At 58.6% G+C, this 12,556-nt stretch carries 13 protein-coding genes and 1 pseudogene; 12 read left to right on the plus strand and 2 right to left on the minus strand.

Annotation, left to right across the window (positions count from 1 at the left end; genetic code table 11):
• The first annotated feature begins 1 nt into the window (after position 1).
• Positions 2–1,009 carry a hypothetical protein gene (locus V1290_RS13695; RefSeq protein ID WP_334364893.1) on the plus strand — a complete coding sequence of 336 codons (1,008 nt, stop codon included), beginning with the start codon at positions 2–4 and terminating at the stop codon, positions 1,007–1,009.
• Positions 1,010–1,070: 61 nt separating this feature from the next.
• On the opposite strand, the gene V1290_RS13700 is transcribed toward V1290_RS13695, so the two are convergent.
• A complete protein-coding gene (locus V1290_RS13700) occupies positions 1,071–1,367 on the minus strand; it encodes a cytosolic protein (RefSeq protein WP_334364894.1) in 297 nt (98 codons plus the stop codon).
• Between the two features lie 475 nt (positions 1,368–1,842).
• Between V1290_RS13700 and V1290_RS13705 the strand changes: the two genes are divergently transcribed.
• The 6 genes from V1290_RS13705 (at position 1,843) to V1290_RS13730 (ending at position 5,907) form a co-directional block, all read left to right on the plus strand.
• Positions 1,843–2,505: a hypothetical protein gene (locus V1290_RS13705; protein WP_334364896.1), complete on the plus strand. Its 663-nt coding sequence runs from the start codon at positions 1,843–1,845 to the stop codon at positions 2,503–2,505.
• Entirely contained in the window at positions 2,502–2,768 is a 267-nt protein-coding gene (locus V1290_RS13710) for an HGGxSTG domain-containing protein (protein ID WP_334364897.1), read from the plus strand. The genes V1290_RS13705 and V1290_RS13710 overlap by 4 nt, the downstream gene beginning before the upstream one ends.
• Before the next feature lie 176 nt (positions 2,769–2,944).
• Positions 2,945–3,772, plus strand: coding sequence for a three-Cys-motif partner protein TcmP (locus V1290_RS13715; RefSeq protein ID WP_334364899.1), 828 nt, complete (start codon positions 2,945–2,947; stop codon positions 3,770–3,772).
• A gap of 6 nt (positions 3,773–3,778) precedes the next feature.
• The gene (locus V1290_RS13720) at positions 3,779–4,528 is read left to right on the plus strand and encodes a DUF5131 family protein (RefSeq protein ID WP_334364900.1); all 750 of its coding nucleotides are present in this window, start codon (positions 3,779–3,781) and stop codon (positions 4,526–4,528) included.
• A 502-nt stretch (positions 4,529–5,030) separates the two neighbouring features.
• On the plus strand, positions 5,031–5,441 hold the full coding sequence (locus tag V1290_RS13725) for a Panacea domain-containing protein (RefSeq protein WP_334364901.1): 411 nt from the start codon (positions 5,031–5,033) through the stop codon (positions 5,439–5,441).
• Positions 5,425–5,907 (plus strand): hypothetical protein, encoded by a 483-nt coding sequence (locus V1290_RS13730; protein WP_334364902.1) that lies wholly within the window; start codon positions 5,425–5,427, stop codon positions 5,905–5,907. Before V1290_RS13725 ends, V1290_RS13730 begins: the two co-directional genes overlap by 17 nt.
• A gap of 4 nt (positions 5,908–5,911) precedes the next feature.
• On the opposite strand, the pseudogene V1290_RS13735 reads toward V1290_RS13730, so the two are convergent.
• Positions 5,912–6,458: pseudogene (locus V1290_RS13735) on the minus strand (IS1595 family transposase); the annotation flags it as partial.
• Positions 6,459–6,730: 272 nt separating this feature from the next.
• Here V1290_RS13735 and V1290_RS13740 point away from each other — a divergent pair.
• The 5 genes from V1290_RS13740 (at position 6,731) to V1290_RS13760 (ending at position 12,389) form a co-directional block, all read left to right on the plus strand.
• Positions 6,731–8,044 (plus strand): tyrosine-type recombinase/integrase, encoded by a 1,314-nt coding sequence (locus V1290_RS13740; RefSeq protein WP_334364903.1) that lies wholly within the window; start codon positions 6,731–6,733, stop codon positions 8,042–8,044.
• Positions 8,045–8,327: 283 nt separating this feature from the next.
• Positions 8,328–8,513 (plus strand): hypothetical protein, encoded by a 186-nt coding sequence (locus V1290_RS13745; protein WP_334364905.1) that lies wholly within the window; start codon positions 8,328–8,330, stop codon positions 8,511–8,513.
• Between the two features lie 2 nt (positions 8,514–8,515).
• Positions 8,516–9,067: a hypothetical protein gene (locus V1290_RS13750; RefSeq protein ID WP_334364906.1), complete on the plus strand. Its 552-nt coding sequence runs from the start codon at positions 8,516–8,518 to the stop codon at positions 9,065–9,067.
• Positions 9,064–11,238, plus strand: a complete 2,175-nt coding sequence (locus V1290_RS13755) for an AAA family ATPase (RefSeq protein ID WP_334364907.1) — start codon at positions 9,064–9,066, stop codon at positions 11,236–11,238. The genes V1290_RS13750 and V1290_RS13755 overlap by 4 nt, the downstream gene beginning before the upstream one ends.
• Before the next feature lie 917 nt (positions 11,239–12,155).
• Positions 12,156–12,389, plus strand: a complete 234-nt coding sequence (locus V1290_RS13760; protein WP_334364909.1) for a hypothetical protein — start codon at positions 12,156–12,158, stop codon at positions 12,387–12,389.
• Positions 12,390–12,556 lie beyond the last annotated feature (167 nt).

A 12,556-nucleotide genomic window follows, 5' to 3' on the forward strand; every position in this document is an offset into this window, starting at 1 on the left:
CATGAGCCTCCACCGTGCCGCTGTCCTCATCGCCGCCTGCGTGGCCACTTGCACGGGCGCGGCAGCGCAGGAATTCCAGGTGGAGGACGTGCCCGCAGCCGCCAGCGTTCCGATCGCACAGATCAAACCGCGCACGGTCATCTTCGCCGACCAACGCAACGACAAGCTCGCCGATTCCTCGACCGGGCTGATTGCTTTCGACGATTGGGCCCGCTCACGTCCGGTTCAGCGGCGCTTCCTTTCGCTCTTCCCTGGCTTCGTTGAGCCCACGCTCAAGCAACAAACGAAGCTGAAGCTCTCGATCTACCAGGCGGAGGCGCGGTTTCGACTTCCAAAACCGGCAGCGGCATTGGATCTGTCGCGGTATGCGAATGTCGCGTTCCTCGAGCAGATCGATCCGGCAGTCAAGCACCGGCCGATTACGGCAAGCGATGCTGTTCCCAACAAGGACGCAGGCGCCGCGCACAACCGTCCGCCAAATCGCCGCTGGTGCGAGGACGCCAACGCGGTCTGCGTGCAGTCCCGCTACATGTTCGAAGGAAAAATTCCGGCAGGGATTCAGCTTGCCAACAAGCTGCGCGAGGAGGGCAAAAAGCCCATCCCGGATTTCATCGAGTTCCAGAGTGAGATCATGCTGGTCGCGCAGCCGCACCTTGCCGAGCTGCCGAGCCTCACCGGGCTCGACTCCGCAGTCACCAGCGCGCTCGAGCAGAACATCTTTTGGGTCAACCAGGTCATCCAGTTCGGCAAGCTGCTTGCGGTTCTGCAACAGCATCCGACCGAGCGGGAAGCCGCCATCGCGACGGTCTACATCCTGATTGCGGTCAGGAACGACGTGCTGAACAAGCAAAAGGAATACAGCAATACACCGATGCTGCGAAACCTCGTGCCCGCGCAACTGCTCATGGGCAACAGCTCCTTCAACAGCGGCGATTCGCTGAGCGCCGGCCTGCCGAAATACGCCAAAGGCCGCATCAAGGCGATCGCCGAGATCATGGAGCGGGAATGAGCAGATCGCGTGCGCGAACTAGACTGGCGCCTCACGCGCATCCTGCGCGATCAAGCCTGCCTCAGGTTTGTTCTTGCAATATCGCGGCGCCGAGTTCGTCGAAGCGAAACAGTTGAAAGATCCGCTGGCCATTGTAATCGAGCATCCTCAGATCGTCTGTTTCGTGCAAATCGCTCTCGACCGCGTGGAAATGTCCGCCATAGCGCGCCTTCGCGAGATCAAGCGGCACATCGAAGGCGACAAACTTGCCGATTCCCTTGGCTTTTAGCCTGCTCAGGAACTTCGGATCGTGCAGCGTTTCGTGGGACGTGAGGACCAGCAACGGACCACCGGCCGTAAGCAGCAGAAAGGACCTCATCGATCAACTCCCTGGTCGTTGGTTTCACCAGCATCGCTGGTCCCCGCGAACAATGTCGCGGTTGCCGTCGGGCTGGTGCTTGTCGATCGATACATATGACCGAGAATGACTGAGAATAGGAGCGCGCAGGACGGGTCGAGCTTTTGTGAAGCCCATCGCTGCGGGCGACGTTGGAGGACTCCCCTTCGAAGGTGCGCGCTCGCGAAAAATATCGAAAACAACCCCATGCAAAGTAGCAGGCGGCCGCCGGCGTTCGACAGAGCAACTTGACACGTCGGGCAAATCAGGGGCATTTTTCGATTATTCCGAAATCCTGTGCGCGCCCGTCGCCCCGCAATAGCGGGCGCGTCCGTCGCGATTGCGGCCGAAAAATCCTCACCCACAATTGAAATTGCAGGGATCACCGCGGCGAGCGATCGCCTGCGCGTGGCCGAACCGCGCGCGCGGCAAGCGCGCCGCCCCAGGGAATCTCGACATGACCACTGCTCCCGACCTCGCTATGTCAACGGCGATCGCCGCAAATGACCAGGCCAAAGCTGCCGCCGCCCCGCGGATAAAGCTGCTGTCGCACGGATTCTCCATCGACCATCCAGATTCCGAGCTCGGCGAACAGCTCATGGTGAATGCGCTAGGGGTCGCCGATCGCGAAGCGATGCATGGCATCCTGCGGCAATTGGTCAAGGCCAGCGTGAGCGGCGAGAGTCCTGACGAGGTCAACCTCTCCTTCATGATTTCGATGGTGAAGAGCATTCGCCCCCGGGATTCGGTCGAGGCCATGCTGGTGGCGCAGATGGTTTCGGTTCATGTGATGGCGATGCGGTGCGCCCATCACCTTGCGAATGCGGACGATCTCGCGCAGCACGACAGCGCCGCGCGCGCATTGGGCAGGCTCGCCCGCACGTTTCCCGCCCAGATCGAGGCGCTGAACCGCTATCGAAGCCATGGCGAGCCTGCCATCACCGTGCAGAACGTGTCTGTCGGGGACGGCGGCAATGCCATTGTCGGCAACGTCACTCAGCACGCGCGCGTGATCGTATCGGACAAGAGCCCGGCAACCGCGGCGCGGAATGCGCCGAAGGCCGCGGGCTCCAGGCGAAGGCGCGATTCCGCCGACGCCAAGCGGGAAGCCCAGTCATGAGCGATCACATCAGAACTACCGGCCCGATGCTGGCGAGCCCACGTTGTGACGCCAAAACCCGTTGCGGCGGCGCGTGCCGCTCGCCGGCGGTGCACGGCAAGAAGCGCTGCCGCATGCACGGCGGTGCACCGGGATCCGGCGCGCCAAGGGCAAACCAGAACGCGCGCAAGCACGGCCTGTTCACCAGGGATGCGATCGCCGAGCGAAGGCAGATACGGGCGTTGCTGGGTGACGCGCGGAAGCTGCTGGAAAAGATGAAGTGATACCGCTTTGCCCATTTAGTCACGAAGGATCATCGGCGATCCGGCGCTGCCGTTGTCGTTGTTTTTCGACTGGTTGCATCTTCCCAGATTGATCGGCGCGCCGCATTAACCAGTCCAGCGAAAGGATGGCAACCTTCGGTAGCGATTGTGATACGGTGCCCTGATTGGAGGGGATCGTGGCGCAGAACGCAATCGACCCGGCGGACGGCTTATTAGCCGATGTTGTCGGCCCATGGGCTTTAGAAAAGCATGAGCGTCTCCGAAAGTACGTAGATTCCTATCGGAGCGCGCGAGCGATGTTTCTGCCACCGCGAGGTACAGGCGGCGCGGCGTACATCGAACTATTCTCGGGTCCTGGCCGGTCGCAGGTTGAGGGCATCGGAAATTACATTGATGGCAGTCCAATCGTCGCGCTGAGGGCAGCTAAGAAAAGCGGAACAAAGTTCTCCGAGCTTCATTTCAATGATTTGAACCCAGAAAATGTTAACGCCCTCCGTCAGCGCATAACGCGATTGGGGTCCGCCGGGACGTTCTACAACGAACCCGCGGCTACAGCCGTAGACCGTGTCATATATGCGCTCAATCCGCTCGGCCTGCACTTCGCTTTTCTTGATCCATACAACTTAGAGAGCCTTCCGTTTTCGATCATCCAGAAGCTTGCAACGCTTAATCGCATGGACATGCTGATCCATGTCAGCATCTTCGATTTACAACGAAACCTTCGCCGCTATCTATCCGACGGTAGAATTTTAGACTCATTCATGCCTGGTTGGCGTGATGCAGTGGACGTAAATCGCGGCGATCAGGCAGTACGTACCGCGCTTCTCCGCCATTGGCTCGGCTTGATCAAAGGCTTGGGAACGACTCCGGCGGATGGTATTGAACTTGTGTCGGCCACCGGCGGGCAGCGCCTCTATTGGCTGGTTTTCGTCAGCGCACATCCGCTGGGCCGCAAACTCTGGAGTGACATCAGCAACGTGAACGATCAGGGAAGACTGTTGTGAGGGCACATGGCTGAAACCTCGATAGAGTGGACCGATGCGACTTGGAATCCGGTAGCGGGCTGCACAGTGCTTTCGCCCGGCTGTACCAATTGTTATGCGATGAGGATGGCGGCGCGCCTCGACGCGATGGGTGTAGAAAAATATAGAGGTCTGACGCGCAAGAGTGGCCGACGATCGGTGTGGACAGGCCGCGTGCGCCTCGATCGGGCGTCGCTTGCCGTACCGCAACGGTGGAAGAAGCCGCGCCGTATCTTCGTCAATTCTATGTCCGATCTGTTCCACGATGCCGTGCCGACAGATTTCGTTGGCGCGGTTTGGTCGGTGATGTCGGCCACTCCATGGCACACGTATCAGATACTAACGAAGAGGCCGGATCGCATGGCCGATGTCACGGCTGCGCTCCCGACGCTCCCTAATGTATGGCTGGGAACCAGCGTCGAAAGTGCTGACTACCTTGAGCGGATTAAACACCTGCGCAAAGTCCGCGCCACCGTTCGCTTCATTTCGTTTGAGCCTCTGCTTGGCTCTGTCGCTGCGGCGAATCTAAGCGGCATTCATTGGGCGATCGTAGGGGGCGAAAGCGGCCCGCGCGCGAGACCGATGCTTAAGGAATGGGTCGATGAGATAGAAGTAGTCTGCCGAAAATCGAAGACAGCTTTTTTCTTCAAACAGTGGGGCGGGGTCCGGAAGAAAGAAGCCGGTCGCACCTATCGCGATACGACCTTCGACGAAATGCCCGACATCGCACGCGTCTGAGCGCAGCGAGTAGCCCGCATGAGCGCAGCGATATGCGGCGATGGCCCCCCGGATGTCGCTGCGCTCATGCGGGCTACTCTTACTAATCGAACGCGCTCTAGATAAGAGCGACCAACGTCTTTTGCGGTTGATGACAATGCGAGTCGGAGTCGCCCTGCGGGGCCAGCGGCAGAACGGCCTAGTACGGTGCGATCAGGGACCGGGGCAGTACATGCTTTGGGAAATAGCCCGTTAGAGGTTGTGGGTTTTGGGGAAAATCCAAAAAGTTCTTCGCAATCGGAAAAACGCTATCTCCTTCCAACCATGAGACAATTTCCGCGCACCAAGCGAGGAACGCCAGTCATTTCAAAGTGTTATCGGCATAAGTATAGACTTCTTAACCGCGAATCACTATGTGTGATGCACACAGGGGTTTCTTTCGATGCCAGCGCCATACGACTCACGCGCAGTTGCGAATGAGATACTGCGCTACGCTCACGAGAAGGGCCGAAATCTCACTATCATGCAGTTGATCAAGTTGGTTTATGTTGCCAACGGTTGGTCGCTGGCCCTTCTTAATCACCGGTTGATCGATGAGCCAATTCAAGCTTGGCAATATGGCCCTGTCATCCCGACGGTCTATCAGGCATTCAATAAGTTCGGCTCTCGACCGATCAATGAATACGCGGTTCAGGCGTTTTCAAATTTGGCCTATCGAGCCGATTTCGACCCGGAAGACTTACGCCTAATCCATACGGTGGTTGATTCCTACGGCCACATGCACGCCTTCCAGCTCTCCAATTCAATGCATCAGCCGGGCACGCCTTGGACGATCACGCGCGAGTCGAAGGGTGCTTATGCGACTATTGATCCAGAATTGATTAAGAGTCATTTCCTTGATTTGAAGAAGCAGCGGAATGTCGCTTACCGATGAAGAAGACCTAAGTGCGATTTCAGCGCATGGGAAAACGCTTGAAACACCTGCCGTCCCCAAGGAAATAGAAGAGCGCCTTGATGCACTTGAACTTGCCATCGAGCAGGCTGGCCGCTCTGCGGCCCTGGTTGTAAAGGTAGACCATTACGTCTCCGACCTACAGGCAGATTTACGCGCCCTCCGCACAACGCGATTCTTCCTAGTTCTCCTAACGTTGTTGTTTGTAGGCGCCGTCAACGGCACTGTTTTCTATTTGCTCTTCCATCACGGCGCTTGGTTTTGGCTGCAGGATGTCTACTTCAAAACCGCATTAGTGGTGGGCTCCCTCACGTCCTCCGTCGTGCTGCTATCGATAATGCTCAAAGGCGCATTTCATTCCCTATCTGAGCGGACCAAGGATGATAGTGTTCCACCTAACTTGAAAGAGATTTTCGACGCGATCAAAACGCTGACTGACGCAAAATAGATCGTCATCGTTCCGACCGCTGCCAATAGCCCTTCCACTGCCGAGAAACCGTAAGGGCCGCACTGGTCGTCCTCAAATACTGTTCGCCGTTGCTCACACGGCGATTGTTCTCCCGCCAAGCCATTTCGCTCGCATAGGCTGATAGGTACGGACCGGCAACCTGGTGATGAATGCCGATTTCGGCGCGGCGCAACCGGGAGAAAAAGACTCCGCCTGATTGGTGCAGGATTCACCCTCTGAATAGGCTTCGCTGTGATTGATCCGCTTCGTCAGAAAGCGGGCATGTAGCGCATCCCAATGCGTAGCTTCGTCGGCATGAACGATGCTGCCGGGCGCTATGGTGCGAGGAATCGTAACGACCGAAGCGTCTTCCGACTTGAAAACGAAGGGCAGCGTGCGCCCGCCGCGCTCCCGCATGATGACGGCGACGCGGGGCTTGCCGGTCTGGTTCTGCACTAGGCGACGTCGCGGCGACTGGCCTTGTTGTTGGCCGGGCGAACATGGCCGCCGAAGTAAGCGCCATCCACTTCGACCTCACCCGAAACGGTCGCGCCCGTTGGCTTCAAGGCGTCAAATTCTGCTGAATTCATGAGCCAGTTTCGTCGAATGGCGCTCCCTAGGGGAATCGAACCCCTGTTTCAGCCTTGAGAGAGTGTTCGGGCGCATCTCCGTGAACGTCGGTGAACATCCGTGGACGCTTTAACCCATTGAAGTTGCTAGTCTTTGCATTCTGCGGTACGAGTGCGTACGGGGAAGTTCAACCCCGGATATTGGACTCATATTGGACTCGCGAGCCTCAATTTCTAATCGTCGGAATACCTCGATGCCCCGTACCGTGCGTGATTCAAGCCTTGAAACCCGCTCCGCCCGAAGCCGCCTGAAGGCGACGGCGAAGCCCTACTTCCGGATGATCGAACCGGGACTGCACATCGGTTACCGCAAGCGCAAGACGGGTCCCGGATCGTGGGTTGTGCGGCGCTACGCGGCCAAGGGATACACGGTCCTCAATCTCACAACAGAGGATGGCACGAAGGTCATCGCCGACGACTTCGCTGACGCAGATGGCGGGCTCGTTCTCAATTTTGCACAAGCGCAGCGCGCGGCGCGCGGCGCCTACGCTCTCGGCTCCTACACGGTCAAAGACGCGCTGGATGGCTATTTCACTGCCCGCGAGCACGAAGGCCGCGACGTGGCGACCGCGCGCCAGCGGGCAAATGCTTGGATTTATCCGGAGCTTGGGGACATCAAGTGCGACGCCCTCAAAGCTGAGAAAATCCGTGGCTGGCTGCAAACGATGGCCAGTTCTGCACGTCGGCAACGGACCAAGAAGGGGCAACAACTACCCATCAAGACGGCCGCCGCGGATGAAGAGACCAAGCGGCGGCGGCGATCCAGCGCAAATCGCGTTTACACGACCCTACGTGCGGCGCTGAATCATGCCTTCAGGGCGGGCAAGATCGCCAGCGACAAGGAATGGCGACAGGTCAAGGCGTTCGGCGATGTGGACGAAGCGCGGCCCCGCTATTTGGCGTTGGAAGAAGCCACGCGGCTGATGAACGCTTGCCCTTCAGATTTTCGGCTGTTGGTGCAGGCCGCCTTGCTCAGCGGCGCACGCTATGGCCAGCTTTGCCGAATTGTTGTGCGCGACTTCAACTCGGATGCGGGCACCCTCACCTTGCGCAGCAAGAAAGGTAAGACTGGCAAGGTGAAGACCTATCACGCGATGCTGGATGATGATGGGTTTTCGTTTTTCAAAGCGTTGAGCGCCGGGCGCGCTTCGGATGCGTTATTCCTCGCCAAGAGCGATGGGAGCGCTTGGAGCACAGCGGAGCAGATTCGTCGGATGGGCGACGCTTGCCGAGCCGCGAAGATCACCCCACCGATGGGATTCCACGGCTTGCGGCACACGTGGGCTTCCCACGCAGTGATGAACGGCATTCCGCTGCTAGTGGTCGCGCAGAACCTTGGGCATGCTGACACGCGCATGGTGGAGAAGCACTACGGGCACCTTGCTCCATCGTATCGGCGCGATGTGATCCGAGCGAACGCTCCGCGCTTTGGTATTGAGATTGATCCCAAGATTGTGCGTCCGGATTTCGCGCGTCGTACGATGCAACAACGCGCAGCGAAACGTTAGTGGCGCGAACACCCCTGCCCCTGGTAGGACTCCGCTGTACTGGGGTGACCTTCGTTACAGCGACAAGCACCCTTTCTGTGCTAGATAACTCTTAGCGGGACGCAACATTCCCGCCCCGCTCCCAAATCGCCGCCCTGCGGCGCGCGGGCACAGGACGGCTTACCGTGTCGGGGACCGTCCGGAGATTTTTGGGCTCTTGAATTCCGCGTGGCGCAGCCTTTGAGGCCGGTAACCCCACGGACACTCCCAGGTGTTCAACGCCTTTTGGCGTGTGGAGTTGCCCATGTCTGAAGTTCCATTCGAAGACCGTGTGTTCACCTTCATTGAGGCGTGCCGCGACCAGATGCGGGTTTCGCGCGGTCACGGCTACAAGCTGGTCAAGGAAGGTCGGTTGGAGATCGTGAAACTGGGGCGGCGGACCGTGGTCACCGGTCGCGCGATCCGCAAATGCCTCGGTGAAGAGGTGTAGCCATGCCGCCGAAACACCCGGACCCGCGCACGCGGGCGATGTTTAAGAAAAATCCGAAGCTTCGTACACCAACTGCCGCCAGTCCCGACGCGATCTTCGGGACCGTTAAGGCACGCGCGATTGAGCTTTTGCGCAATGGTGACATCAACGATTACTTGCCGTCAGGTCTGATAGCTGAGCGGTGGCGTCTCCAAAGCCAGATCAAGCTGGCCGTTTGCATTGCACGGGACGCGCTGATTCCACCCGGAATGTGCATTGGGCGGCGTCTGGCCTTCAACAAGGCCGATCACGCCAGTGTGGCGAATGAGATCAAACGCGAGTTGCTGGCTGGCCAGCACGCCGAAGACGAACCAAAGTTCTCCGACTTCATGCGGTCATCTTGTTGGCCTGATTTCGTGGCGTCCAACGAGCAGCTTTACCGACTTCTTCTGGATCGCGGCGTGGAGCGCGGGGCCGCCAGCGAGCTGGCCGATCATCTGTGGAAGACGTTTCTCGCGTTCCGGCGCGAGCAACTGGCGTTGACGCGGCAGTATGATGCGGAAATCGCACCATGAAGTTACGTGGAAATCCGGAAAAGGCCGTTGAAGAACTGCATTCGTTTCGCAAGCACGGCCCTTGGAATTTGGCAGCTATAGCGCCCGATGGTGGCTCAGTCGAGTTCGCGTCTTTCAAGGGCGCGATCCAAATTGCAACCATGCGCAACTGGATTGCCGCTCGCGACGGCGAAATGAACCTTTATTGGACTCCGAATCCGACGCGCAAGCCAATGACGCGGAAACCCAAAAAGGAAGACATCGGCCGCGCCGACTTTGCGTTCGTTGATCTTGATCCGAAGCCCGGCGAGGCGCCCGCAGAAGCGAAGCGGCGGCACCGTGAGGCGTTGGAAGACATGGCACAGCCACCGACCTTCACATACGATACGGGTGGCGGATTGTGCGCCATGTGGAAGCTTGCGGACCCTAAGAAGATCGCTCCCGGCGATACGGAGGGAATCGCTGCCTACGAAGCCGCCAACATCGGTTTGCGGAACGCTTTGGGCGGCAAGGAAGCGGGAGCGGATGCGTGCCAAAGCATCGATCACCTGATGCGCGTTCCCCACACTGTCAACATGCCCAACGCCATCAAACGCGCCAAGGGCCGCGTTCCCGTGGTTGCTGGCGACGTGGAGCGCTTCGTTGGTCGGGTTTATCCGTTGGGCGATCTTCCGAAGGGTGGCGTCTCCAACGTCGCCAGCGGGCCACTTGCGCCCATCGGAACACCAGAAGCGGTGGACGTGGAAGACCTGCCGGTGTCCGACGACATCAAGGATTTGATCCAAGATGGCGCGCCAAAGGGCGAGCGGTCCGACGCCGTTTATCGCGTCGTACTCGCCTTGCACAAGGCCCATGTTTCTCCGGAAGAGATTTTGGGCGTGCTGACCGATGATCGGTACGGTATTGGCGAGAAATTCCGGGAGCGCGACGAAGCCGCACGGAAGGAAGTTGAACGCATCATAAGAAAGGCCAAGGCCGAAGTCGCGGCGGAGTTTGATGACGATCCCGAGACGGATCACCTGTCCGGGACGGAAGCGCCGAAGACGAAACTGATCACGCCTACACCATACTTGTGGACCGATCCGACGAAGATTCCGCCGCGCCAGTGGGTCTATAAGCCGTACTACATCCGCAAGTTCGCCGGTTCGACGGTGGCGACGGGCGGCGCAGGCAAGTCGTCGCTGCTCCTTGTGGAAACGGTTGCCATGGCGAGCGGAAAGAACCTGCTTAGCATCGATCCAGAGCCGGGTTTGAAGGTCTGGTATTGGAATGGCGAGGACCCGCAAGACGAGCTTCAGCGGCGCATTCAAGCAATCCTAAAGCACTACAAGATCACGGCGGCGGACATCGAAGGGCGGTTGTTCGTGGACTCTGGTCGCGACACCGCGATCCGCATCGCGGAGCTTCACGAGGGCAAAACCAAAATTGCCGTTCCCGTCGTTGACCGCATGATCGAAGTCATCCGTTGCTTGAAGATCGATGTAGTCACCATCGACCCTTTTGTGTCGAGCCACGGCGTGCCGGAGAACGACAACAACGCCATCGATCAGGTGGCCAAGAAATGGGCGGACATCGCCGACAAGACCAACACCCACATCCACATTTCGCACCATACGCGGAAGACGAATGGCTTGGGCGTGACGGCGGAGGATTCACGCGGCGCGAGCTCCTTACACAACGCGATGCGGACGCGGCGGGCCATCGGAACAATGACCGCCTCCGAAGCCGAAAAGGCGGGGATCATCGGCAACGCCCGGCTTTCCTACTTCAAGGCGGACACGGCCGGTTCATCCATGACCAAGCCTGCCGACGCTATGGAATGGTATCGGTTCGAGTCGGTCGGGCTAGGCAACGGCAAGGATTTCGGAGCGCTGGACGGTGATGAAGTCGGCGTCGTGGTCAGGTGGGACTACAAGCTGCCGGGGGTCGAAGACCTTATGGAAGCGGACGCCGACGTGGCGATTGCGGCGCTTGATATCGGTGGCCCATGGCGCGCCAGCGAACAGGCGGACGGTTGGGCGGGCGAAGCGGTGGCGAAGGCGCTGGACCTTGACCACACAGACCCCGCCGACCGGAAGCGGATCAAGCGCTACTTAAAGGGATGGCTGGATAGCGGGCGGCTTGAACAATACGAAGCAACGGATAATCAGCGCAAGAAGAAGGCGTTTATCCGGCCCATTAGCTTCGGCTGATCACTTTGCGCCACCTTTGCGCCAGTGGCGCAGTGAGTAGCGCGTGCCGCAAGACTACTGCGCCACCACCCCACCCCCCTTATAGGGGGTGGTGGTGGTGGCGCGCGGCGCAGACAGAGCGACCAACCTATATTTGGCCATGTGAAGATAGAGATATGCGAATCGATTGGATGATTTAAAAATATATTTCGAAACATCGTGCCGTCGCGGCTCAATGCATCAAATTCAGAATATATTTTCAATTGGCGGGTCCCTCTGACCCGAAAACGCAAGACGGGCAGAACGGAGGCGCCTACTGCCTGCAGCGACAAAATATTTTGAAACTGGGCAGCTGATACCAAAGGCAGCCAAGGCAAGTATTGTTTTTCTTCGATGCGGCTCCTTCGCGGAGACGAGAGCTCACTCCTCTCAAGGTCAGGGCGAGCGCAGATAGTTGTTGAATTGAGGTCCAAATTGCCATTTGAGTTTGTATGGGGGAGCATCAGGGGAGCGGACAGAAAAGCTGTGGGAGACCCGAGCAATATAGCCGTTTGCGGTTTGGCTTCGTCGGGCCCGGCGGCGGCACCGGCACCAGCAACTGGAGCGCACGTCGGGGCGGTCACCTAGAGAATGTTCAAATGTGTTCCGACTAAGCATTTGACGAAAGCACGCTCTGGGCGCGGCGAACTCTGACAAAACGACGCGAGTTTTTGCCCTGACCAGGCGAGATCCGCGATTTCCAGGCGCAAAAAGAGCGCTAGACGCCAGCTCTAACGAATCGATTCGGAGTTTGATTCAGCGGGCTGGAGCAGACGCGCCTGGTTGTACTCGCCCGGATTCGCCGAAACGAGCGGTTTGGTCATATCCTCGCCAAGAGAGTTTCCATTTCTGGCCACGAATCGGGCTCACGAAAACCTGACCAAGCAGGGGAACGCATCATGTCAGCGCAGCGTGTTTGGAAGCCTATCGGTTCGGTGAATAGTAACGCGGAGATCGAACGCCTTCGCCTGGAGCTCAACTCATTCAACGAGCGGATCGAGGAACTTGAAAGGCAGCATCCCGAAGCATCGAAGATCGAGGCACTAAGGGTAAGCGCACTCGTGCTAGCGCGGCAGATTGATGAACTTCGCTGTTCGGATGCAAATGACTTGACCGATTTGCTCGCGAAGTAAGCCGCCACTGACCGCGGCCATCGATGATGGTTGCCGGGTTTGGGAGTCCATTTCCAGACCTCCGGGCGTGCAACCGCGATGTCTGCTTTGCCCCGAAAATCCGACATCGTGAGCTTGACCGCTTACGTCCGAAAAGGGCCAATAACGGAAATACCCTTCTCCCTCGA

It is taken from the genome of Bradyrhizobium sp. AZCC 1578 (assembly GCF_036924675.1).
In the GTDB taxonomy this organism is placed as follows: Bacteria; Pseudomonadota; Alphaproteobacteria; order Rhizobiales; family Xanthobacteraceae; genus Bradyrhizobium.

What these genes read in the sequence shown, in the direction of transcription:
- V1290_RS13695 (WP_334364893.1), top strand. Translation starts at nt 2, where the DNA reads ATGAGCCTCCACCGTGCCGCTGTCCTCATCGCCGCCTGCGTGGCCACT.
- V1290_RS13700 (WP_334364894.1), bottom strand. Translation starts at nt 1,367, where the DNA reads ATGAGGTCCTTTCTGCTGCTTACGGCCGGTGGTCCGTTGCTGGTCCTC.
- V1290_RS13705 (WP_334364896.1), top strand. Translation starts at nt 1,843, where the DNA reads ATGACCACTGCTCCCGACCTCGCTATGTCAACGGCGATCGCCGCAAAT.
- V1290_RS13710 (WP_334364897.1), top strand. Translation starts at nt 2,502, where the DNA reads ATGAGCGATCACATCAGAACTACCGGCCCGATGCTGGCGAGCCCACGT.
- V1290_RS13720 (WP_334364900.1), top strand. Translation starts at nt 3,779, where the DNA reads ATGGCTGAAACCTCGATAGAGTGGACCGATGCGACTTGGAATCCGGTA.
- V1290_RS13725 (WP_334364901.1), top strand. Translation starts at nt 5,031, where the DNA reads ATGCAGTTGATCAAGTTGGTTTATGTTGCCAACGGTTGGTCGCTGGCC.
- V1290_RS13730 (WP_334364902.1), top strand. Translation starts at nt 5,425, where the DNA reads ATGTCGCTTACCGATGAAGAAGACCTAAGTGCGATTTCAGCGCATGGG.
- V1290_RS13740 (WP_334364903.1), top strand. Translation starts at nt 6,731, where the DNA reads ATGCCCCGTACCGTGCGTGATTCAAGCCTTGAAACCCGCTCCGCCCGA.
- V1290_RS13745 (WP_334364905.1), top strand. Translation starts at nt 8,328, where the DNA reads ATGTCTGAAGTTCCATTCGAAGACCGTGTGTTCACCTTCATTGAGGCG.
- V1290_RS13750 (WP_334364906.1), top strand. Translation starts at nt 8,516, where the DNA reads ATGCCGCCGAAACACCCGGACCCGCGCACGCGGGCGATGTTTAAGAAA.
- V1290_RS13755 (WP_334364907.1), top strand. Translation starts at nt 9,064, where the DNA reads ATGAAGTTACGTGGAAATCCGGAAAAGGCCGTTGAAGAACTGCATTCG.
- V1290_RS13760 (WP_334364909.1), top strand. Translation starts at nt 12,156, where the DNA reads ATGTCAGCGCAGCGTGTTTGGAAGCCTATCGGTTCGGTGAATAGTAAC.